The organism is Terriglobus sp. 2YAB30_2, from assembly GCF_052114765.1.
GTDB lineage: Bacteria > Acidobacteriota > Terriglobia > Terriglobales > Acidobacteriaceae > Terriglobus.
The window spans coordinates 540,299-563,081 of record NZ_JBFRFJ010000002.1 but is presented as its reverse complement, the minus strand read 5'-3'; the positions used below and the strand labels follow the sequence as shown (position 1 = coordinate 563,081).

General features: G+C 58.4%; 18 protein-coding genes. 14 read left to right on the top strand and 4 right to left on the bottom strand.

Translation table 11 applies throughout. The features are described 5' to 3' along the window. Nucleotides 1-40 precede the first annotated feature (40 nt). The 14 genes from AB4Y89_RS04965 (at nt 41) to AB4Y89_RS04900 (ending at nt 18,298) form a co-directional block, all read left to right on the top strand. Nucleotides 41-2,239: a bifunctional rhamnulose-1-phosphate aldolase/short-chain dehydrogenase gene (locus AB4Y89_RS04965; RefSeq protein ID WP_442299784.1), complete on the top strand. Its 2,199-nt coding sequence runs from the start codon at nt 41-43 to the stop codon at nt 2,237-2,239. Next, nucleotides 2,236-3,705, top strand: coding sequence for a rhamnulokinase (locus tag AB4Y89_RS04960; protein WP_442299783.1), 1,470 nt, complete (start codon nt 2,236-2,238; stop codon nt 3,703-3,705). The genes AB4Y89_RS04965 and AB4Y89_RS04960 overlap by 4 nt, the downstream gene beginning before the upstream one ends. Before the next feature lie 89 nt (nt 3,706-3,794). Next, the gene (locus AB4Y89_RS04955) at nt 3,795-4,883 is read left to right on the top strand and encodes a serine hydrolase domain-containing protein (protein ID WP_442299782.1); all 1,089 of its coding nucleotides are present in this window, start codon (nt 3,795-3,797) and stop codon (nt 4,881-4,883) included. A 298-nt stretch (nt 4,884-5,181) separates the two neighbouring features. Continuing rightward, entirely contained in the window at nt 5,182-6,111 is a 930-nt protein-coding gene (locus AB4Y89_RS04950; RefSeq protein ID WP_442299781.1) for an alpha/beta hydrolase, read from the top strand. Then, nucleotides 6,108-6,380 carry a hypothetical protein gene (locus tag AB4Y89_RS04945; RefSeq protein ID WP_442299780.1) on the top strand — a complete coding sequence of 91 codons (273 nt, stop codon included), beginning with the start codon at nt 6,108-6,110 and terminating at the stop codon, nt 6,378-6,380. Before AB4Y89_RS04950 ends, AB4Y89_RS04945 begins: the two co-directional genes overlap by 4 nt. 190 nt (nt 6,381-6,570) lie before the next feature. Continuing rightward, nucleotides 6,571-7,932, top strand: a complete 1,362-nt coding sequence (locus AB4Y89_RS04940) for an ammonium transporter (protein ID WP_442299779.1) — start codon at nt 6,571-6,573, stop codon at nt 7,930-7,932. Between the two features lie 31 nt (nt 7,933-7,963). Further along, nucleotides 7,964-8,302: a P-II family nitrogen regulator gene (locus AB4Y89_RS04935; protein ID WP_442299778.1), complete on the top strand. Its 339-nt coding sequence runs from the start codon at nt 7,964-7,966 to the stop codon at nt 8,300-8,302. A 63-nt stretch (nt 8,303-8,365) separates the two neighbouring features. After that, nucleotides 8,366-10,987 carry a [protein-PII] uridylyltransferase gene (gene glnD, locus AB4Y89_RS04930; RefSeq protein WP_442299777.1) on the top strand — a complete coding sequence of 874 codons (2,622 nt, stop codon included), beginning with the start codon at nt 8,366-8,368 and terminating at the stop codon, nt 10,985-10,987. Then, the gene (locus AB4Y89_RS04925; protein ID WP_442299776.1) at nt 10,977-11,657 is read left to right on the top strand and encodes a hypothetical protein; all 681 of its coding nucleotides are present in this window, start codon (nt 10,977-10,979) and stop codon (nt 11,655-11,657) included. The genes glnD and AB4Y89_RS04925 overlap by 11 nt, the downstream gene beginning before the upstream one ends. Nucleotides 11,658-11,752: 95 nt before the next feature. Further along, entirely contained in the window at nt 11,753-12,370 is a 618-nt protein-coding gene (locus AB4Y89_RS04920; protein WP_442299775.1) for an NADH-quinone oxidoreductase subunit B, read from the top strand. A gap of 178 nt (nt 12,371-12,548) precedes the next feature. Continuing rightward, nucleotides 12,549-14,153: an OmpA family protein gene (locus tag AB4Y89_RS04915; protein ID WP_442299774.1), complete on the top strand. Its 1,605-nt coding sequence runs from the start codon at nt 12,549-12,551 to the stop codon at nt 14,151-14,153. A gap of 76 nt (nt 14,154-14,229) precedes the next feature. After that, nucleotides 14,230-16,263, top strand: a complete 2,034-nt coding sequence (locus AB4Y89_RS04910; RefSeq protein ID WP_442299773.1) for a WD40/YVTN/BNR-like repeat-containing protein — start codon at nt 14,230-14,232, stop codon at nt 16,261-16,263. Nucleotides 16,264-16,295: 32 nt separating this feature from the next. Beyond that, nucleotides 16,296-17,447 carry an aminofutalosine synthase MqnE gene (gene mqnE / locus AB4Y89_RS04905; protein WP_442299772.1) on the top strand — a complete coding sequence of 384 codons (1,152 nt, stop codon included), beginning with the start codon at nt 16,296-16,298 and terminating at the stop codon, nt 17,445-17,447. 59 nt (nt 17,448-17,506) lie between these two features. Next, nucleotides 17,507-18,298: an ABC transporter ATP-binding protein gene (locus AB4Y89_RS04900; protein WP_442299771.1), complete on the top strand. Its 792-nt coding sequence runs from the start codon at nt 17,507-17,509 to the stop codon at nt 18,296-18,298. Nucleotides 18,299-18,378: 80 nt separating this feature from the next. Here AB4Y89_RS04900 and AB4Y89_RS04895 read toward each other — a convergent pair whose 3' ends face one another. The 4 genes from AB4Y89_RS04895 to AB4Y89_RS04880 all read right to left on the bottom strand — a co-directional run bounded on the left by AB4Y89_RS04895 (nt 18,379) and on the right by AB4Y89_RS04880 (nt 22,754). Further along, a complete protein-coding gene (locus AB4Y89_RS04895) occupies nt 18,379-18,978 on the bottom strand; it encodes a GNAT family N-acetyltransferase (RefSeq protein ID WP_442299770.1) in 600 nt (199 codons plus the stop codon). Next, nucleotides 18,971-20,371 (bottom strand): argininosuccinate lyase, encoded by a 1,401-nt coding sequence (argH, locus tag AB4Y89_RS04890; protein ID WP_442299871.1) that lies wholly within the window; start codon nt 20,369-20,371, stop codon nt 18,971-18,973. Before argH ends, AB4Y89_RS04895 begins: the two co-directional genes overlap by 8 nt. A gap of 75 nt (nt 20,372-20,446) precedes the next feature. Further along, the gene (gene argF / locus AB4Y89_RS04885) at nt 20,447-21,511 is read right to left on the bottom strand and encodes an ornithine carbamoyltransferase (protein WP_442299769.1); all 1,065 of its coding nucleotides are present in this window, start codon (nt 21,509-21,511) and stop codon (nt 20,447-20,449) included. Then, nucleotides 21,504-22,754 (bottom strand): aspartate aminotransferase family protein, encoded by a 1,251-nt coding sequence (locus AB4Y89_RS04880; protein WP_442299768.1) that lies wholly within the window; start codon nt 22,752-22,754, stop codon nt 21,504-21,506. Before AB4Y89_RS04880 ends, argF begins: the two co-directional genes overlap by 8 nt. Nucleotides 22,755-22,783: the final 29 nt, after the last annotated feature.

Below are 22,783 nucleotides of genomic sequence, written 5' to 3'. Positions count from 1 at the left end.
GGCGCGCAATCCACAAAAGCGAATCGAAACAGAGGGAAAGATGTCAGGTCTAAAGTTCTTGGAAGATCGTTGGGACGACTCAATCGCGTCGAAATTGGATGAACCGGAGCTGCTCCGTTACCGCTCCAACCTGTTGGGCTCGGACCTGCGCATCACCAACTTTGGCGGTGGCAATACCAGCTCGAAGATCGATCAGGTAGACCCGCTGACCGGCCAGACGGTCAAGGTGCTGTGGGTGAAGGGTTCGGGCGGCGACCTGGGCAGCATCAAGCGCGCCGGCTTCGCCACGCTCTACATGGATCGCCTGCTCAGCATGGAGAAGATCTATCCCGGCGTTGCTCGCGAAGACGAGATGGTCGCGATGTATCCGCTGATCACCTTTGGCAACAATCCTGTCGCCGCCTCCATTGACACCCCGTTGCACGGTTATCTGCCTTTCCCGCACGTCGACCACCTGCATCCCGACTGGGGAATTGCTCTCGCTGCCTCATCCAACGGCAAAGAGAAGATGGAGCAGTTCAATAAGGAGTTTGGTCACAAGCTGGCGTGGGTTCCGTGGCAGCGTCCTGGCTTTGAGCTGGCCATGATGCTGAAGCGCGCTGTGGAAGCAAATCCCGGCTGCGACGGCATCATCCTCGGCGGGCACGGTCTGTTCACCTGGGGTAACACACAGCGTGAGAGCTACCTGAACACCATCACGATCATCGATCAGATCGGCCAGTTCATCGAGAAGCACGCTGTTGCGAAAAACGTTCCGGCCTTCGGCGGAGCAACGTTCCAGAGCCGTGATGATCGCGCTGACATCGCGAAGAAGATCTTCCCGGTGATCCGCGGCGCCGTTTCGCGCAAGCAGCGCTGGATCGGTACCTACTTTGAGGGCGCGGACGTGCTGGAGTTTGTGAACTCCTCGCAGGCCAAGAAGTTGGCTCATCTGGGTACGAGCTGCCCCGATCACTTCATCCGCACCAAGATCCGACCGATGTATCTCGAGTGGAATCCCGCAGGCGACCCGAAGGAGTTGGAAGCTCTGGTCGACTCCACGCTTGCGACCTATCGTGATGAGTATGCCGAGTACTACAAGAAGCATGCTCTGCCTGAGTCGCCTGCGATGCGCGATGCCAGCCCCACAGTGGTGCTGGTTCCCGGCGTCGGTATGTTTACCTTCGGTAAGAACAAGACTGAATCCCGCCTTACCGGTGAGTTCTATACCAATGCCATCCATGTGATGCAGGGTGCGGGCGCTCTCGGTTCGGGAATCGACTGCATCGATGTTCCGCAGGCTGGTCCGGCGGCCGGAGCCGCTGAGTTCACCGTCTATGAGAACTACGTGGCTCTGCCGCCCAGCGAGGCTTTCCGCATCGAGTACTGGGCCCTGGAAGAAGCCAAGATTCGCCGCATGCCTCCTGAGAAGGAGCTGAGCCGCCGCGTCGCTCTGGTGGTCGGTGGTGGTTCGGGTATTGGCCGTGAGGTCGCGCTGCTGGCTGCCGAGCGCGGAGCACACGTCGTCGTCGCTGACCGAGATGTCACCGGAGCTGAGAAGGTTGCTGAAGAGTGCAAGGCTATCGCCGGTAAGGAAGTCGTCACCTTCGCTTCCATTGATATTCGCGACCGCAATGCCATTCGCGCAGCTCTCGATGTCACCATCGAGAAGTTCGGCGGTCTCGATATCCTGATCAACACCGCGGCTATCTTCCCGTCCTCGCCTGATGGCGTCGTCAGCGATGCACAGTGGGCTCTGACGCTGGAGATCAATGTCACGGCGAACTATCTGCTCACCGATGAGGCGCAGAAGGTCCTGGCGAAGCAGGGACTGGATGGCAGCATGGTGCTGACCAGCTCTGCCAATGCAGTCGTTGCCAAGAAGGGAACGGAAGCGTATGACGTTTCCAAGGCGGCGCTCAGCCACCTGGTGCGTGAGCTTGCTGTTACCTACTCGCCGAAGATCCGTGTCAACGGCATCAGCCCGGCAACGGTTGTGAAGGGATCAACGATGTTCCCGCGCGATCGCGTGAAGGCGTCGCTCGCCAAGTACAACATCGCTTTCGAAGAGAACGAGACGGATGACGGCCTGCGCAACAAGTTGGCTGGTTTCTATGCGAAGCGCACGTTGACTCACGTCCCGATCGATCCGAAGGACTGCGCCGAGGCGATCCTCTTCCTGGCTGGTCCAAAGACTCCGGTAACCACTGGCCATCTGATTCCGGTCGATGGCGGTCTGGTGGAGGCTTATCTCCGTTGAGACGCACCGCACCTAAAACCCTTCGCCCTTCCGATACCCGCGCCTTGGTTGCAGTTGACCTTGGCGCGGGTAGCTGTAGGGTCTCTCTGCTTCGGTGGGTTGAGAACAAACCGCAGATCTCCCTGGTGCATCGCTTCGCCAATGCGCCGCGTGAGGTCAACGGCGGCCTGTTCTGGGACCTGACAATGATTACCGAGGGACTCGAAGCCGGTTTACGCAAGGCGGCTGAGATCGCTACCGAAGGTGTGCGCGCCATCGCTGTGGACGGCTGGGCCGTCGACTACGTGCGTGTAGACACGTCGGGCAATCCTCTTGGTGATCCATACTGCTATCGCGATGAGCGGACGATCAAGTCCGAGAAGTCTGTGCATCGTCGCTGCAGTCCCGATCGCATGCGTGAGCTGACGGGTATTCAGCTCATCCGCATCAATACCCTCTACCAGCTTCATGCCGATCAACTCGCCGGCCTTCCTGAAGGCGATCAGTGGATGAATCTGCCGGAGTACTTCCTCTCGCGATGGGGAGGAGCTCGTGTTGCCGAGCTGACCAACGCTACGCACACACAACTGGTGGAGCTGTACCGTCCGCAGTGGTGCCATGAGATCTTTACCGCCGTCGGCCTGGATCTTGCTTCCGCACCGAAGATCGTTCCTCCGGGATCGGATCTCGGCGAAGTCCGCGGCCCGCTCGCCGAGTTGCCGGCCTTCAAGGGAACCAGGCTCATTGCTCCCGGATGCCACGACACTGCCTCGGCCATCGCGGGCATTCCTGCCTCCGGCCGTGATTGGGCTTACATCAGCTCGGGAACATGGTCCCTGGTTGGTACGCTGCTGGAGCAGCCCCGGAACAGCGACGCCGTTAAGGCCGACAATTTCACCAACCTCGGAGCCGTGGGAAGCCGGATCTGCTTCCATAAGAACGTCAACGGCATGTGGCTGATGGAGCAATCCATGGCGTACTGGGCGGCAGAAGGGAAATCATGGAACATTGCGGACCTGATAAAGGCTGCAGAGCAGATTGGCAAGCCCGACGCCCTGCTCGATGTGGATGATGAAGACCTGCTGCTGCCCGAGCGGATGCCCGAGCGCATTAACGCACAGCGTGCGAAGAAAGGACTGCCGGCTCTCGATACTTCGTCAGCAGGAGCCCCGGTTATCGCGAATCTGATCTTCTACTCGCTCGCTGCGCGATATGCCAAGGTGCTGGATCGTATCTCGCTCCATAGCGGCAAGAAATTCAGGCGGCTCTACATTGTCGGCGGGGCCAGTCAGAATGAGTTTCTCAACCGTCTCACCGCGGAGGCTACTGGCCTCGACGTGCATCGCGGCGCGGTCGAGAGTTCTACGATCGGCAACTTCGCTGTGCAGATGGCGTGCCTGGAAGGCATGGGAGACAAGATCACCGGTGTCTTTGCCGAGAGCGTTGTCGACTGGTCCGGTCTCTTCTGCAATGCCGTCATGAAATAAGCATTTCCGCCGTACCGAAAAGGCTGCCATTGATGGCAGCCTTTTCGTTGCACGGAACCGATGGGGACTCGTCGCCGTATGAGGCTCTTATGTCTCGAACGTCCGCATGGACTCGCCGTTCCTTCCTCACAAACTCCGCTCTCGTCTGCATGGCGTCCTCGCTTCGTGCACAGACAGGATCTTCGTTTCGCGATACCGTGAAGCATTATGCGCAGGCGCAGCATTTCAGCGGAGTGATTCTGCTCGGCAAACAGGACAGTATCGTCGAACAATATGTCTTCGGAGATGCCCGGACGGAGCCAGGGACACCGGTCACGCTGGAGACGGTCTTTGAAGGTGGTTCCATCTCCAAATGGATCGCATCGATCGTCGTTCTGAAACAGGTTGACAAAGGCAAACTCTCGCTGGATGTCCCGATCTCGACCTATCTTCCAGCGTTTCGCAAAGATAATGGGGCGAAGCTGACCATGGCTCATCTGATGAGCCACCAGAGTGGTGTACCGAATCAGGTGATTCCTGCACTGCGTGCGGATCGTAGGCTGCAGGCCACGGCCGATGAGGCCGTGGCTCGCTGGGCGAGCGGCGATCTGCAATTTGAGCCGGGATCAACTTGGGACTACTCCCATTCCAATTGGCTGCTCGTCCGTGCCGCTGTGGAGCATGCGACCAGTCGGACCTACGAAGAGCTTGCCGCCGAGACTCTATGGAAGCCGCTGGGCCTGAAACACAGCGGCATCTTTTACGGAGAATCGCTCGCGATTCCGGGCATGGCAGAAAGCCGAAAGGCAGACGGCACACCGGACCCTTCCACGATGCCAAGCTTTATGGCGATGGTCGGTGGGTTTTATAGCAATGCCCCAGAGATGCTGCGCATTCTCGACGCCGTGGACAAGGAAGAGATTCTGAGCAAGGCATCGACCGAACGGCTCTTTACTCTGCGGATGCCGGAGCAGCACTATGCTCTCGGCGGGCGCGTGCGAACACGAACTCTGCACGGAAAGGAGCGCACGGTGATCTGGGAGGATGGCTCCAACCGCAGCTTCCGAATGCTTGCGGTGCGTGTTCGCGGCTCGGGAGAAGCGGTTATCGTCATGAATCATCGCGGAACAGACCAGCCTGCGATGGGGGATGTTGCAGACGCCGGTTTGAAATGGCTGTGTGATGACCAAAGCACTTAGAAAGCCGATCACTGACTGGCGAAAACTTACGGCCGGGGTTTAGAGCATCTTCCCTGTTGCTGAGTATCCCGGAAGAGGCATGCAGCGGCGTTTTCATTGCGGAAACGCCCATAGGCGTGGAATCCCTGCACCACACCTACAGGGAAAATGCCTCTGAACCTGGTATGTGTACCCATTGAACCGGCTTGTTATGGACATCCATCTCGCGAAATGAGACGGTTCCCGATATGACAGCCATTTCCAGTTGCAAGCCATGCATCCAAACGGGCATGGTGTAGGCGAGAGGTGATCTTCGTCGATGCTCCGTTCCGCCCTTGTGAGTTTTGTCCTGTCTGCAGCGGCTGTCTCCATGCATGCTCAAACCCCTCCTCCTGCGGTTGCCTATTCTCCTGGTGGCCCCTCAACTCCCACAACGGCTCCGGCACCGATGTTGCTTTGGCCGAACGGTGCTCCTGGAGCGCAGGGAGAGGCCGACGACGATAAACCAACGCTCACGGCCTATATTCCGGCACAGAACCCTACCAAGGCTGCGGTTGTCGTTGCTCCCGGTGGGGGCTATACACACCTGGCGACTGAAAAAGAGGGAACTATGTTTGCGCAGTGGCTCAATGCGCAAGGGGTAGCCGCATTTGTACTGAAGTACCGTCTGGGGCCGAAGTATCACCATCCCATTGAGATTGGTGATGCGCAGCGTGCGATCCGTACGGTGCGCGCGCGCGCCGCAGAATGGGGCATCGACAAAGAAAAGGTCGGCATGATGGGATCGTCCGCCGGGGGCCACCTGGCGGCGTCTACCAGCGTTTTGTTTGACGAGGGTCTCGCAACTGGTGACGCCATCGACCACGAGAACAGCCGTCCGGACTTCGTTATTCTGTGTTACCCCGTTATTCGTCTGGACGCGCCCTATATGCACTCCGGTTCGCGCAAGATGCTTCTTGGAGAGACTCCGGACGATGCGCTCGTAGAAAAAATGTCGCTGACCGGCCTGGTGAACTCGAAAACGCCGCCAACCTTCCTCTACACCACAACCGATGATAAGACCGTGCCGGTCATGAATAGTGTCTTGTGGTACGAGGCACTGGTGAAGGCTGGGATTCCAGTAGAGCTGCATGCCTTCCAACATGGTTCACATGGCAGCGGTCTTGCCCAGGCAGATCCGGCGCTACGGGAGTGGCCAAACCTGCTGCTGCACTGGCTCCAGGCCAATGGATGGGCGGCCAGGCCATGACGGTTGAGGAGATGATGGCCGGCAGGCCCGAAGGCTTGCCGCGAGCTCTGCGTGCCTTGTGGCACGATGCCCATGGCGACTGGAATGCGGCGCATGAGACAGCCCAGGTGGAGGAATTTGGTGACTGCGCCTGGGTCCACGCCTACCTGCATCGTAAGGAAGGCGATGAGGGAAACGCCGGTTACTGGTACGGCCGGGCGGGGAAGTCCGTTTTTCGGGGATCTCTTGAGGAGGAATGGCGGTTTATCGCCGAGTCGCTGCTGGCGTAGGGCGCGCCTCCAATTTCTGACGGCAGAAATTGGATGACATGCCCTAGAGAAAGCCTTTGTGGTGTGTTCACAATTGTGTAAAGTAGAGCCATCCACGGAACATCTGCATGCTTTCGGTGGGCGTCAGCCCTCGTCTGCAGAGCTTTCGGTAGCCCGTAGGGCCTTCAGTAGAAGAACAGGTGAAATGTGCATGCGTCTTCGTAGTGTGAAAGTGTATCTAGCTGTACTTCTGGGGCTGGTTCTGGCGACCGCTCCTGCATTTGGACAAGCAGCAGGCACTCCTAAAGTCGACTCCGGCGACAATAGCTGGATGCTGGTCAGCTCCGCTCTGGTGCTGATGATGAGCGGTCCCGGACTTGCACTCTTTTATGGCGGTCTGGTGCGTAAGAAGAATGTACTCGGTACGTTCATGCAGACCTTCGCCATGATGGCGGTCATCACGGTTCTGTGGGCCGTAGTGATGTACTCTCTCGCTTTCGGCCATGGAAATGCGTTCATTGGCGGCTTCCATCATCTGTTTCTCAAAGGTGTTGGCCTGACTCCGAATCCGACCTATGCGGCAACGATTCCCGAGCAGACCTTCATGGTCTATCAGCTCATGTTCGCCATCATTACGCCGGCGCTTATCACGGGCGCCTTTGCCGAGCGTATGAAGTTCTCGGCCATGCTGGTCTTCAGTGTTCTGTGGGCACTCTTTATCTACTCGCCGATGGCACATATGGTCTGGGGTGAAGGTGGTCTGCTGAACGCGGCTCTCGGTGGCAAGTTCCCATGCCTGGACTTTGCCGGCGGCACCGTGGTGCACGTCACGTCAGGCGTTTCAGCGCTGGTGACAGCTATCTATCTTGGCAAGCGCATCGGTTACCCCAAGGAGCCCATGCCGCCGCACTCCGTGGTCCTCAGCTTCATCGGCGCCTGTCTTCTGTGGGTGGGTTGGTTTGGCTTCAACGCCGGTTCCGCTCTGGCCTCCGGTACCCTGGCAACTTCCGCGTTTGTAGCAACTCACTTCGGCGCGGCGACTGCAGCGCTGGGCTGGCTGGCAGCGGAGTGGATTCGTAACGGTAAACCTTCCGCTCTGGGTGGTATCTCCGGCGCAGTCGCCGGCCTGGTCGCCATTACTCCGGCAGCTGGCTTTGTGACCCCGATGAGCGCCCTGGTTATCGGTGCGATTGCCGGTGTCTTCTGCTTCTACATGGTTGTGACGGTCAAGGCCATCTTCGGTTACGACGACTCTCTGGATGCCTTCGGTGTCCATGGCGCGGGTGGAACGCTGGGCGCTATTTTGACCGGTATCTTCGCCAACAGCTCCATCAATCCGCTTCTCGGACCAGGGAAGGCGACTGGCTTCTTCGAGGGCAACCACACGCAGGTTCTTAACCAGGCCATCGGTGTGGGGCTGGCGTGGGGTATCTCTATCGTCGGAACACTCATCCTGCTCTTCATTGTTGATAAGCTGATTGGTCTGCGGGTTTCGCCGGAAGATGAGGCGATTGGCCTTGACCTGTCGCAACACGGAGAAGAGGGCTACCACGCAGAGGCTTCGGCGCACTAAGCACGCGCCGCACGGAAAAAGGACTGAAACGATGCTGAAGATTGAAGCGGTGATTCAACCCGGAAAACTGGATGCAGTAAAAGACGCTCTGGTCGAGATTGGCGTGCAGGGAATGACTATCCTGGAAGCACGCGGCCACGGCCGCCAGAAGGGCCACACGGAGTTCTATCGCGGTCGCGAATACTCCGTGGACCTGCTCCCAAAGATTAAGATCGAAACCGTTGTTGCTGACGATATTGCCGAGAAGGCGATTAATGCCATCATTGCGGCCGCCCAGACCGGCAAGATCGGCGATGGCAAGATCTTCGTCTCTCGCGTGGACGAGGTGATCCGGATTCGTAATGAAGAACGCGGCGAGATTGCCATCTAACTCCTTCCACAATATTCCCCTCTCTTCGCTGTATGCTGGAGCTTCACACACGGCATACAGCGAATGTCTTTAAAGTCACAGCCCGCAAGTAAGGTCACATCTCCGGTGCGCGAGATTTACGAGCATCAGATGGAGACAGTCCGGCAGGTCTTTGAAAAGTTGCCCGACGGATCGCGGATGGTTGCCGCCCGGTCGATTGCCGTCGACGAAGTCATACGAGGGTTATGGCAATCCACCGGCCTGGGAGATGCTGCTGCACTGATTGCGATTGGTGGCTATGGTCGTCAGGAGCTCTATCCCTGCTCGGATGTCGACCTGTTGGTCCTGCTGAATGACGCCAGACCGGCCAAGGCATTGACCGATGGGGTGCGGACCCTCTCGCAGCAGATGTGGGACTGCGGCATTCGTCTGGCTCCGGTAACACGGTCCTTACTGGAATGCGAACGGTTCGACCCGACTAATGTCGAGTTTGCCATCGCCATGCTCGATCATCGTTTTCTTACGGGCAGCCAGGAACTCTACGCAGCACTCAGTGAGAGGCTGTTGCCGCGTCTTCTGGCAAAGGAAAGCACTGGGCTTCTGGCCCAACTGCAGCAGATGACCGCAGAGCGCCATACCCGTTACGGCAATACACTCTTTCATCTCGAACCCAATATCAAGGAATGCCCGGGCGGCCTTCGTGATGCGCATGTCTGCGGCTGGCTGCCCCAGATTCTCAAGCTGGCGGCAGATGGCAAGGGGAAGCCCGTACCCGAGTTTCCGATCGCGGACGATGCCGAATTTTCTGAAGCGGTTGACTTTCTGAAGACCGTGCGGGCGTACCTGCACTACCGTCATGACCGGGATGACAACGTATTGGACTGGCAGGCTCAGGATGGCGCCGCCTCCGCCCGCATCGGTCTCAGCGGACGAGGGAAGGCAGATGCTGCTTACTGGATGCGGAACTATTTCCGCCATGCACGCAGCATTGAGCGCCGTACGTTGCAATTGCTCGATGAGATTCCGCAGAAGAAGAGCCTCGCGGCGCGTGCATTCGGTCTAAAGCCCGGCGGGAAGCAGGCGCCCCTCGGCTTTCGTGTGGAGCGGGGGATTGTCCTTCTCGACAAGGCAGAAAAGGGGATGGACCCCGCGCATGAGATGGAGACGGTGCTCGCTATCTTTGAAGCGATCGCCGCCCAGGGTCTGCGCCTCAGCCGCAATGCGGAGATGCGTCTTGCGGATGCGCTCCCGATGCTCTCTTCCAGCCTTGAAGATGGGCCCGCGCTGTGGAGGCACCTAAGCGCCATCCTGACCGGTCCATTTGCCGGCCAGGCTCTGCGTACCATGCATGCCCTGGGCATCCTGGAACTGATGTTGCCGGAGTTTCACGGTATCGACGCCCTGGTGATTCGTGATGCCTACCATCGGTATACCGTGGATGAGCACACCTTCCTTCTGATTGACACCCTGCATGGCCTGCCGCGGGTCGTGGAAGGTCCACTGGCGGACTGGGCAAGGAAGTTCGGCATCATCCGCGATGAGATCGAGCACACCGCACTGCTGTATCTGGCAGCGTTGCTGCACGATACCGGCAAAGGACGCAGCGGCGACGACCATGCGGTCGAGAGTTCGCGCATGGCGCAAAGCGTCTGCTCACGCCTGGAGTTCGATTTGCATGAGACCGGCCTGGTCCTGTCGCTCATCCGGAATCATCTGGAGATGTCGAATGCTCTCCGCCGCGATATCTTTGACTTGGAGACGGTGCGCATCTTTGCCTCCAAGGTGCAGACACATGAGCAGCTCCGCATGCTGGTTGTCTTCACCTACGCTGACATCAATGCCGTCCATCCTGATGCGTTGACTCCATGGAAGGCCGAGAACCTGTGGCGGTTGTATATGGCAACCTCCAACTATCTGGATCGCAGCGTGGATGAAGATCGTGTGGACACGAAGATGGAGCGTGAGCTCGTCCGCCGTGTCACCGCACTGCAGCCCGCCAAGGCCGAATCTATCCGTGAGTTTCTTGATGGATTTCCCCAGCGTTACCTGCACACAAGGACTCCGGACGAGATCCGCGTGCACTTTCAGATGGCGGAGAAAGCTCAGGACGGTTCCATTCAGCTCAGTCTTCAGCAGAGCAGCGCTGACTGGGAGATAACGCTGATCGCCAAAGACCGTCCGATGCTCTTTGCAGCCATGACAGGCGCTCTCACGGGCTGGGGCATGAACATTGTGACCGCGGACGCTTTCTCGGACGCCAGCGGTATCGTCGTCGACAGTTTTCACTTTACCGATAGCTTTCGGACCCTGGAGCTCAATCCCAGCGAGCGTGAGCCGTTCCTGGAGAGCGTGCGGAAGGTAGCCGGCGGAGAGATTCCTCTGGAGAAGTTTCTTGCCGGCAGGCGCCGCACCAGGAGACGTGCGCCGTTGGTCACCGTAGAGACGGCTATCAGTTTCGACGACATCGCCTCCACGCACTGCACACTGCTGCAGGTGGTCGCGCAGGATGTCCCAGGCCTGCTTCATGCGCTCAGTGAGGCTCTGGCCACGTTTGGCTGCAGCATTGAGGTTGCATTGATCGATACCGAGGGAGATACCGCCATCGACGTGTTTTATCTGACGCAAGAAGGGGGCAAGCTCAGCCAGACCGATCAGGCCCAGCTGAAGGAAACGTTGCTCAAGGCGGTCAGGGATAATGCGAGCTAGGCACTTCAGTATCCTTGCGCTGTTTTGCATTTCGTTAACAGTCTGGGGGCAGAACCAGCAGTGCACCGTCTCCAGCTTTGAGGGGGAAGTCTCGTTTGGCCAGCCCTATCGTCATGCGATCAACAGCGATCTGGAGCTCGTACTCGACCCGTTGCCTTCTGGGTGGCTATTGCGTGTGCTGCCGATAGGCAAACCTCGTCCGCAGCATGACTATGCCGAACTTGCGACGCCCCCGTATCAGTCGGTAACAGCGTTGGCCGTCTCGACGGACTTCAGCTTTCGAGCCCAGGATGCGATTGCCTGGAATCCACGCAACTTCCGTTTTGTTACAGCGTCTGATGCTTTCAACAGGCTCGTAATGGCTTATAACAATTACATCGGGGCTCAGGATTCTGTTTCACGTCGTTCGGCAGAAGGGCGGTTGACGTCCTTGGTGCAGCAGACGCAGTCCGGAGAACTTCGTATTCTGGACGCCAGGATCGTTGCAGGCACGGCAGATCAGGCTGGCTTGGCGGCAATGGTCGCCTCGCATCTGAGTGAAACCGCCCATTCAGTGGTAGCTACACACGGTGAAACGGTTTCTCCCTTGGGGCGCATTACATGGTTTCGATTCCGAATATCGCTCAGGCTGCCGGAAAAGAGCACAGGAAATACGGTGTTCTGCAGATAAAACAGGCAACATCTCGGGTTCCACAGGCATCATGACAGATAGGGAAGATTCCGGCTGGTTCCACATCCGCGTAATCCGTTCTATATATTGAGAGTATGAGCACTCCGGCGCAGGAAACCTCGAGCAATGGTCGCCCGATGAACGGGCCCGAAAAGAATGATCGCTATCTCTTTGGCAGCTTGGACAGCTTTGGCAAGAATCGCGAAAAGCTGGAAGAGGTGTCCTGGGGCTACGATCAGCCAGAGGGCGTCGTTTTGGCCTCTATGGACGCGGCCATTAACTGGGTTCGAAAGAATTCGGTGTGGCCTATGACCTTTGGTCTGGCTTGCTGTGCGATCGAGATGATGTCCATGGGCGGCTCGCGGTATGACATCGCGCGTTTTGGCGCTGAGGTCTTCCGTCCTTCACCGCGGCAAAGCGATTTGATGGTGATCGCAGGCCGTGTCTCCCAGAAGATGGCTCCCGTGATTCGCCGCTTGTATGAGCAGATGCCAGAGCCAAAGTGGGTTATCTCGATGGGCGCGTGCGCAACCTCGGGAGGCGTCTTCAACAACTACGCACTGATGCAGGGCGTAAACCAGGTTATTCCGGTTGACGTCTACGTGCCTGGGTGCCCACCCCGTCCAGAACAGCTCATCTATGCCATCACCTTATTGCAGGAAAAGATTCAAAAGGAGAGGGGAACGTTGAAGAAAGCGTTGAACCTTGCCTGAGAAACTCGTTTCATGGGGTAAAAATCCCGTAAAACGGGGTAGTAAGTTGAGTACCGCCCGGAATTTGTAGCTGAACCGAAACTCAGGTGCGCTACACTTTTGAGGGAATTCGTAAGCCACTGAGTCTGTAAGCATTTGAGCTCAGAGCACAACATGTAAGTATTCGCGGAGGAAATAAATGTTCGAACGCCCAGTTCGCAGTTTCGGTAGACTTCTACTCGCTGCCTGCGCCGTCAGCCTTGGGGTCACCGGGCTGCAAGCGCAGACGGCTCCGGCGGCCCCGTCGGAACCCAACCCGTCGCGCGCTGATATTTTCCTGGGATACTCGTACTTCGGTACGCATAGCCCCATCAAGCCTGCCAACATCCAGTACAGCTCCATCGACCTTGGTGCGATCGGTAGCGGTGCCTATTACTTCAATAAGTATGTTGGCGGCGAAGTTGTTTTCGCGGCCCATCCGGATGGTAAGAACGATTCTCTCTATACCATTTCAGCCGGTCCGATCTTCCGTTATCCCGCCCAGAACTTTACCGTCTTCGCACACGGCCTGGTTGGTGGTGCGAAACTCGGCGGCCCGAACACTATTGCGGGCTACAACCCGACAATGTGGGGCACTGCTTTGACGGCCGGCGGCGGTATGGACTATGACACGCCGCTGTTCAATCACAAGCTGGGCATTCGCCTCTTCCAGGCGGACTACCAATACATTCACGACAACTTTGGTCCCGCGAACCCCGGCGGCGGAGTGGTCGGTGGACGCGCGAATATCAGCGCTGCTCAGTTGAGCAGCGGTCTCCTGTGGCACATTGGCAGCATCATTCCGCCGCCTCCTGTGACCTACTCCTGCGTTGCGTCGCCTGCGACTGTCTTCCCGGGTGATCCCGTCACGGTGACCGGCACTGCCGCAAACCTGAACCCGAAGAAGACCGCGACCTATAGCTGGACCTCTGATGCCGGCTCTGTTTCCGGTACTTCCAGCACCGCGAACGTTGACACCAAGTCGCTGAACCCTGGCAGCTATACCGTCAAGGGTCATGTGGAAGAGGGCAAGAAGGTCGGTCAGTTTGCCGACTGCTCGGCTCCGTTCACGGTCAAGGCCTTCGAGCCGCCGACCATCAGCTGCTCGGCCAGCCCATCCAGCCTTCGCCCGGGTGAGTCTGCGACGATCACTGCAAACGGTGTTAGCCCGCAGAACCGTCCTCTGACCTACAGCTATAGCTCGACCTCCGGTTCGGTCTCCGGCAACGGAACCTCCGCTACCCTGAGCACCGCCGGCGCTGCGCCTGGCACCGTTACCGTCACCTGCAACGTAGTTGACGATAAGGGCCAGACCGCATCGGCCACTACCTCGGTCAGCGTTGTTGCTCCGCCGCCGCCACCGGCTCCGAAGACCTCGAGCCTCTGCACGGTCAACTTCGAGCGCGATAAGAAGCGTCCGTCCCGTGTTGACAACGAGGGCAAGGCCTGCCTCGACGACGTCGCTCTGAACCTGCAGCGCTCGTCCGATGCCAAGGTTGCTCTGGCCGGCTCCGCTGACAGCAAGGAGAAGCATGGCGATACGGTATCTTCTGAGCGTGCTCTTAACGCCAAGGAGTACCTGGTGAAGGACAAGGGTATCGACGCTTCCCGCGTTGCCACCTATACCTCCACCACCGAAGGCAAGACCGTCACCACCACTCTGATCCCTGCTGGCGCTACCTTCAGCACCAGCGGTCTGACGGAAGTGACTGAGCCGGTCAAGCCTGCGAAGCCGGTTCGCAAGCACGCTGCCAAGAAGAAGTAACACGAACCTATAAAGGCTCAGGGCCGACTGGCGATATGCCAGTCGGCCCTTGGTCTATTTAAGAGAAAATAAGTCAATGAGAAAATTCCTTGGCGGAGCAATCCGCGTTGCTGCACTCGCCATTCCGTTTCTGGTGTCTTCATGGCTGCACGCCGTGACATGGTTCCCGTTCGGTCCGGATGGGGGTTCGGCCCGCGCCTTCGCGGAAGATCCACACGATCATAAGCATGTATATCTGGGAACAGCCATCGGCTGGATGTACGACAGCCATGACGGCGGTCGGACATGGAAGCGCCTTGCGCGTCTGGGAAATCGCGATGATCTGGTGATCGACAATATTGTGGTCGATGCCGCGGAGCCCAACGTGCTCTATGCCGGCGCATGGGTGCTCGGTAGTACGGATGGTGCTTTCTATATCAGCCGCGATGCCGGCATGACATGGGTGGAATCGCCCTCAATGCATGGTCAGTCGATTCGGTCTCTTTCGGAGTCGCCGTCGTCTCCCAAGACATTAGTTGCCGGAACGCTCGATGGTATCTTCCGGAGCTCCGATGGTGGACAGCATTGGACGCTGATCAGCCCAGCGGGCAGTACCGAGATTCATGAGGTCGAGTCCATTGCGATCGATCCGAAGGATCCCAAGACGATTTATGCAGGAACCTGGCATCTGCCTTGGAAGACAACCGATGGCGGGGTGAATTGGAAGAACATCAAGGACGGAATGATCGATGATTCCGACGTCTTTTCCATTATCGTCCATCCGAAAACTCCTGAGATTGTCTATGCCAGCGCATGTTCCGGTATCTACAAGAGCCGGAATGGCGGCGACACCTTTGACAAAATTCAGGGAATTCCGTCGACGGCTCGCCGTACTCGAGTTCTTACACAAGACCCAAAGCATCTGGATACGGTTTTTGCGGGAACGACAGAAGGTTTATGGCGTACCGCAGATGGCGGAGCAACCTGGCGACGCACGACCGATCCTACAACCGTTGTGAATGACGTTTTTGTCGATCCAGAGAATCCAGATCGTGTACTGCTGGCGACTGACTATAGCGGCGTTTTGATGAGTGATGATGGCGGTTTCTCGTTCCGCTCATCGAACTCCGGCTTCTCCTCGCGTCAGATAACGGCGTATGCCGCGGATTACGTCAATCCCGCGAAGCTTTATATCGGCGTAGTCAACGACAAGGATTCCGGCGGTGTCTTCGCCAGTGCCAACGGCGGGCTGACATGGGATCAACTTAGTTCCGGGCTGAATGGATTGGATGTTCTGGCGTTGGTGCAGGCTCCTGACGGCACCCTCATCGCCGGAACCTCACATGGTATCTTCCGACTGCAGGGGGCTGTCTGGGTTCCCAGCGGAACAATTGTCGGCAATACAGCGACGAAACCGGCAGTGGCTCCGACGCGGAGTGCTGGAAATACGCGGAGTGTTGGTGGTCCAAACGCAGCTAAGACGCGACATCCCGTCCCTGCACGGTTTGTTGTGGCGCGTCCTTCCGGGCCGAGCCGCGCTCTGAATGCCCTTACCTCTTCCATGGTCCGCTCCGGCAACATGCTCTATGCCACAACTGCTCTTGGGATATTGCAGAGCAACGACTCCGGAATCACATGGCGGATCACGTCACTTACCAGTGATGATTTCCGTTATTCCGGAGCTGYGCCGGGTGGAAATGTTGTGGTTGCCGGTCTTCACCGGATTGCAATCCTGAACCCGGCGACGCAGCAGTGGACTGAGGCTTCGATGCCTGGTGGACTTGCCCAGATCACCGCGATTGGAATCGATGACAAAGGACGTCTCTGGGCCGGAGGGCGCGAGGGAGTCTTCCGTTCTAATACCGGGACAAGCTGGCAGGGCCTCCCGGATCTCCACGTAGCAGACGTCAATAGCATCTTCTACGACGGCGCGGGAAAGCGGATGCTGATTTCGGCAAACAGCTCGACGACCCTCACCTTCGCTGTGAGCCTCGCGGATGACCATGTTGCCTTCTGGGACACAGGATGGCACCTTCGCTTCGTCCGTCCGGTGGGAGATCACCTGATTGGGGCTACCCTCTACGATGGCATAGTACTTCAGCCCCGGATGGTCGAATCTGCAGTGAGATAACCGGCCGCAGCGAGGATTAGAATAGAAGTGCGATGACAGCTACCTCAATCTCCTCGCGGCCGCGCCATGCATTTCAGACAGACGACCCACGCCTTGCGCCCATTGCGGACAAGGTCCTCTCCGGCACGCGGCTGGACTATGAGGATGGTCTCGCTCTCTACCGCAGTCCGGACATCCTGGCCGTAGGCTGGCTGGCCAACTGGGTACGCGAAAAACTGCACGGAGATGTGGCGTACTTCAATGTCAACCGGCACATCAATCCGACCAATGTCTGTGTCGCAAGTTGCCGCCTGTGTGCCTTCGGCCGCAAGAAAGATGCTCCCGGCACTTACACCATGGCTCTGGAAGAGGCCTGGGAGGCTGCGGGCGCGGGTTATACCGAAGCTGTAACCGAGTTTCATATCGTCGGTGGTCTCCATCCGGATCTGCCATTTCAGTACTTCATGGATCTGGTCAGCGGCTTAAAAGAGCGCTTCCCAAAAGTGCATATCAAAGCCTTCACCATGGTGGAGGTCGCATTCCTTGCCAAGCGCGCCAAGCTCACGATTCCTGAAGTGCTGGAGCGCATGAAGGCTGCTGGTGTCGATTCCTGCCCGGGCGGCGGAGCGGAGATCTTCGCTGACCGCGTTCGTCACATCATCTGCGACCACAAGATCGATGGCTCCGAGTGGCTGGATACCGCGCGTCTGGCCCATAAGGCTGGCCTTCGTTCCAATGCCACCATGCTCTATGGGCATATCGAGAACGAAGAGGATCGTGTCGATCACCTATTGAAGCTGCGTGCCGTGCAGGATGAGACCAGTGGCTTCCAGACCTTCATTCCGCTGGCTTTCCATCCTGATAACACGCCATTGGGACATCTACCGCGCACGACCGGCATGCTCGACGTCAAGCAGATTGCGGTCGGCCGTCTGATGCTGGACAACTTCCCGCATATCAAGAGCTACTGGCAGATGGTGACGCCGAAGATGGCCCAGATCTCGCTGCGCTTTGGCGCGGACGATATCGACGGCACCGTAGTAGAAGAGAAGATCTATCACGATGCCGGTGCTACCACACCTCAGGGCATGCGTCGCGCTGAATTGGAACGCCTGATCCGCGAGGCCGGCCGGGTTCCGTTTGAGCGCGACACCATGTACCGCGCGGTCACTCGCAGTGAAGACAGCTTCACCATCGCGGTATAACGACTTCTTCAAAGTGCATAAGGATTTTCAGGCCTTCAGAACGATATTCTGAAGGCCTGATGTGCGAAGCCAGCATTGAGCCATTTCTCCTGTTCGAACATGTGAATGTTGCACGCGGTTCCCAGCGGGTGCTGCATGATATCAACCTCAGCATTCGCCCAGGTGAGAACGTCGTGATTCTCGGGCCGAACGGCTGCGGCAAGTCCACACTCATCAAAGCGATGACCTGTGAGATCTATCCGCTGGTCGAGCCTGGGATGCGCGTCCGTATCTTTGGTCGCGAACGCTGGGACCTGCAGGAGCTGCGGCGCCGTCTGGGTGTGGTCTCTCCGGAGCTGCCAGGCAAGCCAACGCTCAAGACGACCGGCCTGGACGCTGTGGTCTCCGGCTTCTTTTCAAGTTCGACTCTTTGGCCCAATCTCACCATCACGGACGAGATGCGATCCAAAGCAGAAGATGCGTTGCGCCTGGTCGAAGGCGAAGTGCTGGGTGAAAAGTTGGTCGGACAGATGTCTGCCGGTCAGCAGCGTCGCGTCATGATCGCGCGTGCCCTCGTGCGCAGCAACGAGATGCTGCTGTTGGACGAGCCTTCGAATGCGCTGGATATCTCCGCACAGCGCAGCCTGCGATTGACGCTGCGGCGCCTAGCGCAGCGGGGAACCGGCATTCTGCTGATCACGCATCACATCGAAGACATTCTGCCGGAGATCGACCGCGTCATCATGATGCGGGATGGACGCATCGTTGCGGATGGCGCAAAACGTGACCTATTGACCGGTGAGAAGCTCTCGCAGCTCTTCGATACGGAGGTTGAGCTTCGCGAGCGCGACGGCTTTTATTCCATGGCCTAGTGTGGCGTCCCTGAAGTTATCGTGTCAATGAAAGAGGCAGAGCGCGAGCTCTGCCTCTTCTATTTCTATCTGTTCAGGGCTTAGTGCCGCTCGCCGCTAAATGGAATCTGGATGGGAACCAGATCTGAGTCCTGCACGCGACTGGGACCAAGTACAGCGACACGGGGAATTGGGCCGCGCACCATGGCTACCTCATCGCAGGCGTGCAGGCGAGGGCAGTTCTGGCAATCTTTGTAGATCTTGTCCGGCAGGGCCGCGCGATCCATCGTGATGCGGAAGCCGAAGTGGAAGAAGAAGTCGGGAATCCGGGTGAAGAGACACACCGAAGGGACTCCGTGGTCGTCGGCCTCCTCAAGGAGGGCACGCAGGATTCTGCCGCCCGCCCCCTGGCCTTTCGCCTCAGGCTTCACGACGATGGAACGGACTTCGGCAAGATGCGGGCCATAGAGATGCAGGGCACCGCAGCCAAGAAAGACGCCACTTTCGGATTCGGCAACGGTGAAATCGCGAACGTTCTCGCAGACCTCGGCATAGCTGCGGCGAAGCAGCGTGCCGTCGCCAGACAGGGAATTGACGATGTCGAAGATGTTATTCGCATCCTGCAGGCGGGCTTTACGCACCTGGGCGCCGTTGACGCGGGGACGCGTTGACACAGTCGATTCACTGATCACACTAGACATGGACCTGCTCCTGCTGCGGAGTCAGGGCCGCGACCTTCTCGCGCGCCAGCGCCAGCGATGCTGCCACCTGCGCAGTCGCTGTGCCGCCGATGACATCATGACAGTCCACGGTTGCCCGCAGCGTGATGGCATCGTGGAAGTCCGCGCCAAATTCGTCTCCGAATTGTTTCAGCTCGTCCAAGGTCAGTTCGTTCAGTTCGCAGCCCTTATCTAAAGCATAGCGGACAGCGTTCCCGATCTTTTCGTGCGCTTTGCGGAAGGGAACTCCCTTGTGTACCAGATAGGTAGCGGCGGCCATGGCGTTCAGGTAGCCGGTAGAGGCTGCCGTCTCCATCCGGTCCAGCCGGAACTGGAGGGCGGCGGTGAACGGCGCCATCAGGGGCAGCATTCCGGCCAGTGTGGCAGCGACCTCGAAGGTAGCCTCCTGGGTCTCCTGCATGTCTTTGTTGTAAGCCAGCGGAAGCCCTTTGACGATGGTCGCGAAGGTCGTCGCCGCGCCCAGCAGACGGCCGCTCTTGCCACGCACCAATTCGGTCAGATCCGGATTCTTCTTTTGTGGCATAGCCGAGGATCCGGTTGAAAACGCCTCCGGCAGCTCAATGAATCCAAACTCCTGGGTGGCGTAGAGCGTGATCTCCTCGGCGAAGCGAGAGAGATGCAAACCCAGTCCGGCAGCGCACTGAGAGAACTCCAGGGCAAAGTCACGGTCGCTGGTGGCGTCCATGCTGTTCGCCGTCGGCGCATCGAAGCCCAGGGCCTCGGAAGCGATGGTGCGATCGAGTGCAAGCGTCGCACCGGCGATGGCGCCTGAACCGAGCGGACATAGGTTCATCCGCTTGCGGGCATCGGCAAAGCGTGAGGCGTCCCGCAGGATCATCTGCACATAGGCCTGCAGCCAATGAGCCAAAAGAACCGGCTCGGCGCGCTGCAGATGCGTGTAGCCAGGCATCACGGCGTCGCCGGATCTAACAGCCTGGTCCAGCAGGGCATCTGCCCACGAGGCCAGATCGGTCAACACCTGGTCGATGGCATCGCGAATAAAGAGGCGCAGATCGGTCGCGATCTGCTCGTTACGGGAGCGGCCTGTATGCAGCTTGAGCGCAAGCGTGCCGATGTGCTTCGTCAGCTCCAGCTCGACGAAGTGATGCACGTCCTCCGGCGTCTCGGAAGCGAGATCCAGCGTATCCGCGGCGAAGTCCGCGCCGATGCGGTCCAGCCCGGCGAGAATCTCCGCTAGCTCGGTATCGGTCAAAATGCCGGCAGCCGCGATCATCCTCGCATGGGCCTTTGACGCACGGATCTCCTGGGGGATCAGCTGCCAGTCAAAGGGGAACGACCGCTGCCACATCTCGAATTTGCGATTGAGCGGTTCCCGGAACCGCCCAGACCACATTTTCACGTCACAACCTCTTTTCCTTGCGTCCGGCCACCTGTTTGCAGGTGACCGGACAGAGTGCGGTGATTCTAGTTAGACGAACCGCTTCTTCGCCTTCGGAATGCGCTTGGCGCCTCCGAGCAGCATCAGCAGGATGGCCTTCTGCGCATGCATACGGTTCTCCGCCTGGTCGAAGACGATCGACTGCGGACCATCCAGTACGGCGTCGGTCACCTCGGCGTTGCGGTGTGCCGGCAGGCAGTGCATGAAGACGGCCTGATCGTTGGCATGGGACATGAGCTCGTCGTTGACCTGGTAAGGCTTGAAGATCGGTGCGCGCTTGGTCGCCTCGTGCTCGAAGCCCATGGAGGTGCAGACGTCGGTATAGATCGCATCGGCGCCGGTTACGGCCTTGATCGGGTCCTGCGTCAGCGTAATGCTTCCACCGGTCTGCTCTGCGATCTCGATGGCCTTGTGAATCACGTCCAGCTTCGGCCCGTAGTTCTTCGGCGTCGCGATGGTGCAATGCGCTCCGAGCTGTGCCGCGGCCAGCATCAGGGAGTGGCAGACGTTATTGCCGTCACCGACGTAGGTGAACTTCAGACCTTCGCAGGTTGAGAACTTCTCTTCCAGCGTAAGGAAGTCGGCAATCGCCTGGCACGGATGCTCATAATCCGACAGGGCATTGACTACCGGCACCTTGGCGCAGGCGGCCATCTCTGTGATGGTGTCGTGCGAGTAGGTGCGCAGGACAATCACGCTCATCCAGCGTTCGAGGTTATGCGCCATATCCGCCAGGCTTTCGCGCTCACCCAGGGGGCTCTGCGTCTGGTCGACGAAGATGGCATTGCCGCCCATGGTATTGATGGCGGCCTCGAAGGTCAGGCGCGTACGCAACGATGCCTTCTCGAAGAACATCACCATCTGCTTGCCGTCGAGGGCTGTCTTGAAATCTTCCGGATGGTTTTTGACGGCGTGCGCCAGCTCCATGATGGCTGCCATCTCTTCCACAGTCAGATCGGCGATCGAACACAGATCGCGGCCTTTCAAGCGCTTTGCGGCCTCGCTGAATGCGCTATCGCTTTGAATTCCCAATGATACTTTCGGCACTGCTACTCCTTCATTCCTCGGGCTCATGACAATGGTTTTGCTATCCATGGGCTACCTCACCTGCAAGCGCGGGAGACGTTGCCTCCTTAGCCTGCCTCAAAATCTCGTCCAGAGCGCTTACTGCAATGTTTACATGTTTCTTTTCGATCAGGTAAGGCGGAAGGAACCGCAATACTGTCTCGCTGGTGCGGTTGATTAGAATGCGACGGTCCATCATCTGCCTGGCAACCTGCTTTGCCAGCTCCGCATCGTTGATCTCCGCGCCGATCATCATACCGATACCACGTACCGAGATGATTTCAGGATGCTTTGCCGCAAGGCCCTGCAATTGCTCCATGAAGTAGTTGCCGACCTCGGTTACATGCGCCAGCAAACCTTCGTTCTGGATCTCATCGATTACTGCCGTAGCCACGGCGCAGGCCAGCGGGCCACCACCAAAAGTGGTTCCGTGCAGACCAGGCTTCATGGCGCGGGCAGCTTCCTCGTTGCAAAGCATGGCGCCCATCGGCAGGCCGCCTGCCAGCGGCTTTGCCAGGGTCGTAATGTCGGGCTGAATACCGAAGTGCTGATACGCCGTCCACTTGCCGGTCCGGCCCATGCCGCTCTGAATCTCGTCGGCCAGCAGCAGGGCGCCGGTCGAGTCGCATAGCGCACGTGCCGCCGCGAAGAACTCGTTGGAGACAGGGTGAATGCCACCCTCGCCCTGCAGCACCTCGATGCAGATGCCGCAGACATCGTTGGAGAACTTTGCCTTCAGATCCTCGATGTCATTGAAGCGCACGAACTCGACATCGGGCATCACCGGGGCAAAGGGCTCGCGGTACTTGTCCTTATGCGTCGTGGCGACCGATCCCATCGTCCGGCCATGGAAGCTGTGCTCCAGGGCGAGGAACTTCGTTCCGACCGTCTTGCCCTCTTCGCGCAGTACGCCGGCGTGGGCACGAGCGAGCTTCAGCGCCGCCTCCCAGGCCTCGGTACCCGAGTTGCAAAAGAAGACCCGGTCCATACCGGTCAGCTCCGTCAGTTTGAGCGCGAGTGTGGCCGTACCTTCGTGAAAGAACAGATTGGAGGTGTGCAGCAGCTTCTTTGACTGTTCCGCGATCGCATTCTCAATCGCCGGATGTCCGTACCCGAGGGCCGAAACACCGATACCGCTCAACAGGTCCAGGTAGTCGTTGCCTTCGCTGTCGCGCAGGTAGAAGCCCTTGCCGCTTACAAACATCACCGGGTTGCGTTCGTAGGTCTCAAGCAGGAACTTCTTCTCCGCTGCCTGAATCGATGCAAGGTCCATTTTTTTCACCCTTTCCTGGTTATTCATCT

What these genes read in the sequence shown, in the direction of transcription:
- argF (WP_442299769.1), bottom strand. Translation starts at nt 21,511, where the DNA reads ATGGATAGCAAAACCATTGTCATGAGCCCGAGGAATGAAGGAGTAGCA.
- AB4Y89_RS04900 (WP_442299771.1), top strand. Translation starts at nt 17,507, where the DNA reads ATGTGCGAAGCCAGCATTGAGCCATTTCTCCTGTTCGAACATGTGAAT.
- glnD (WP_442299777.1), top strand. Translation starts at nt 8,366, where the DNA reads ATGTCTTTAAAGTCACAGCCCGCAAGTAAGGTCACATCTCCGGTGCGC.
- AB4Y89_RS04965 (WP_442299784.1), top strand. Translation starts at nt 41, where the DNA reads ATGTCAGGTCTAAAGTTCTTGGAAGATCGTTGGGACGACTCAATCGCG.
- AB4Y89_RS04895 (WP_442299770.1), bottom strand. Translation starts at nt 18,978, where the DNA reads ATGTCTAGTGTGATCAGTGAATCGACTGTGTCAACGCGTCCCCGCGTC.
- AB4Y89_RS04880 (WP_442299768.1), bottom strand. Translation starts at nt 22,754, where the DNA reads ATGGACCTTGCATCGATTCAGGCAGCGGAGAAGAAGTTCCTGCTTGAG.
- AB4Y89_RS04955 (WP_442299782.1), top strand. Translation starts at nt 3,795, where the DNA reads ATGTCTCGAACGTCCGCATGGACTCGCCGTTCCTTCCTCACAAACTCC.
- AB4Y89_RS04915 (WP_442299774.1), top strand. Translation starts at nt 12,549, where the DNA reads ATGTTCGAACGCCCAGTTCGCAGTTTCGGTAGACTTCTACTCGCTGCC.
- AB4Y89_RS04925 (WP_442299776.1), top strand. Translation starts at nt 10,977, where the DNA reads ATGCGAGCTAGGCACTTCAGTATCCTTGCGCTGTTTTGCATTTCGTTA.
- AB4Y89_RS04950 (WP_442299781.1), top strand. Translation starts at nt 5,182, where the DNA reads ATGCTCCGTTCCGCCCTTGTGAGTTTTGTCCTGTCTGCAGCGGCTGTC.
- mqnE (WP_442299772.1), top strand. Translation starts at nt 16,296, where the DNA reads ATGACAGCTACCTCAATCTCCTCGCGGCCGCGCCATGCATTTCAGACA.
- AB4Y89_RS04940 (WP_442299779.1), top strand. Translation starts at nt 6,571, where the DNA reads ATGCGTCTTCGTAGTGTGAAAGTGTATCTAGCTGTACTTCTGGGGCTG.
- AB4Y89_RS04935 (WP_442299778.1), top strand. Translation starts at nt 7,964, where the DNA reads ATGCTGAAGATTGAAGCGGTGATTCAACCCGGAAAACTGGATGCAGTA.
- argH (WP_442299871.1), bottom strand. Translation starts at nt 20,371, where the DNA reads ATGTGGTCTGGGCGGTTCCGGGAACCGCTCAATCGCAAATTCGAGATG.
- AB4Y89_RS04920 (WP_442299775.1), top strand. Translation starts at nt 11,753, where the DNA reads ATGAGCACTCCGGCGCAGGAAACCTCGAGCAATGGTCGCCCGATGAAC.
- AB4Y89_RS04945 (WP_442299780.1), top strand. Translation starts at nt 6,108, where the DNA reads ATGACGGTTGAGGAGATGATGGCCGGCAGGCCCGAAGGCTTGCCGCGA.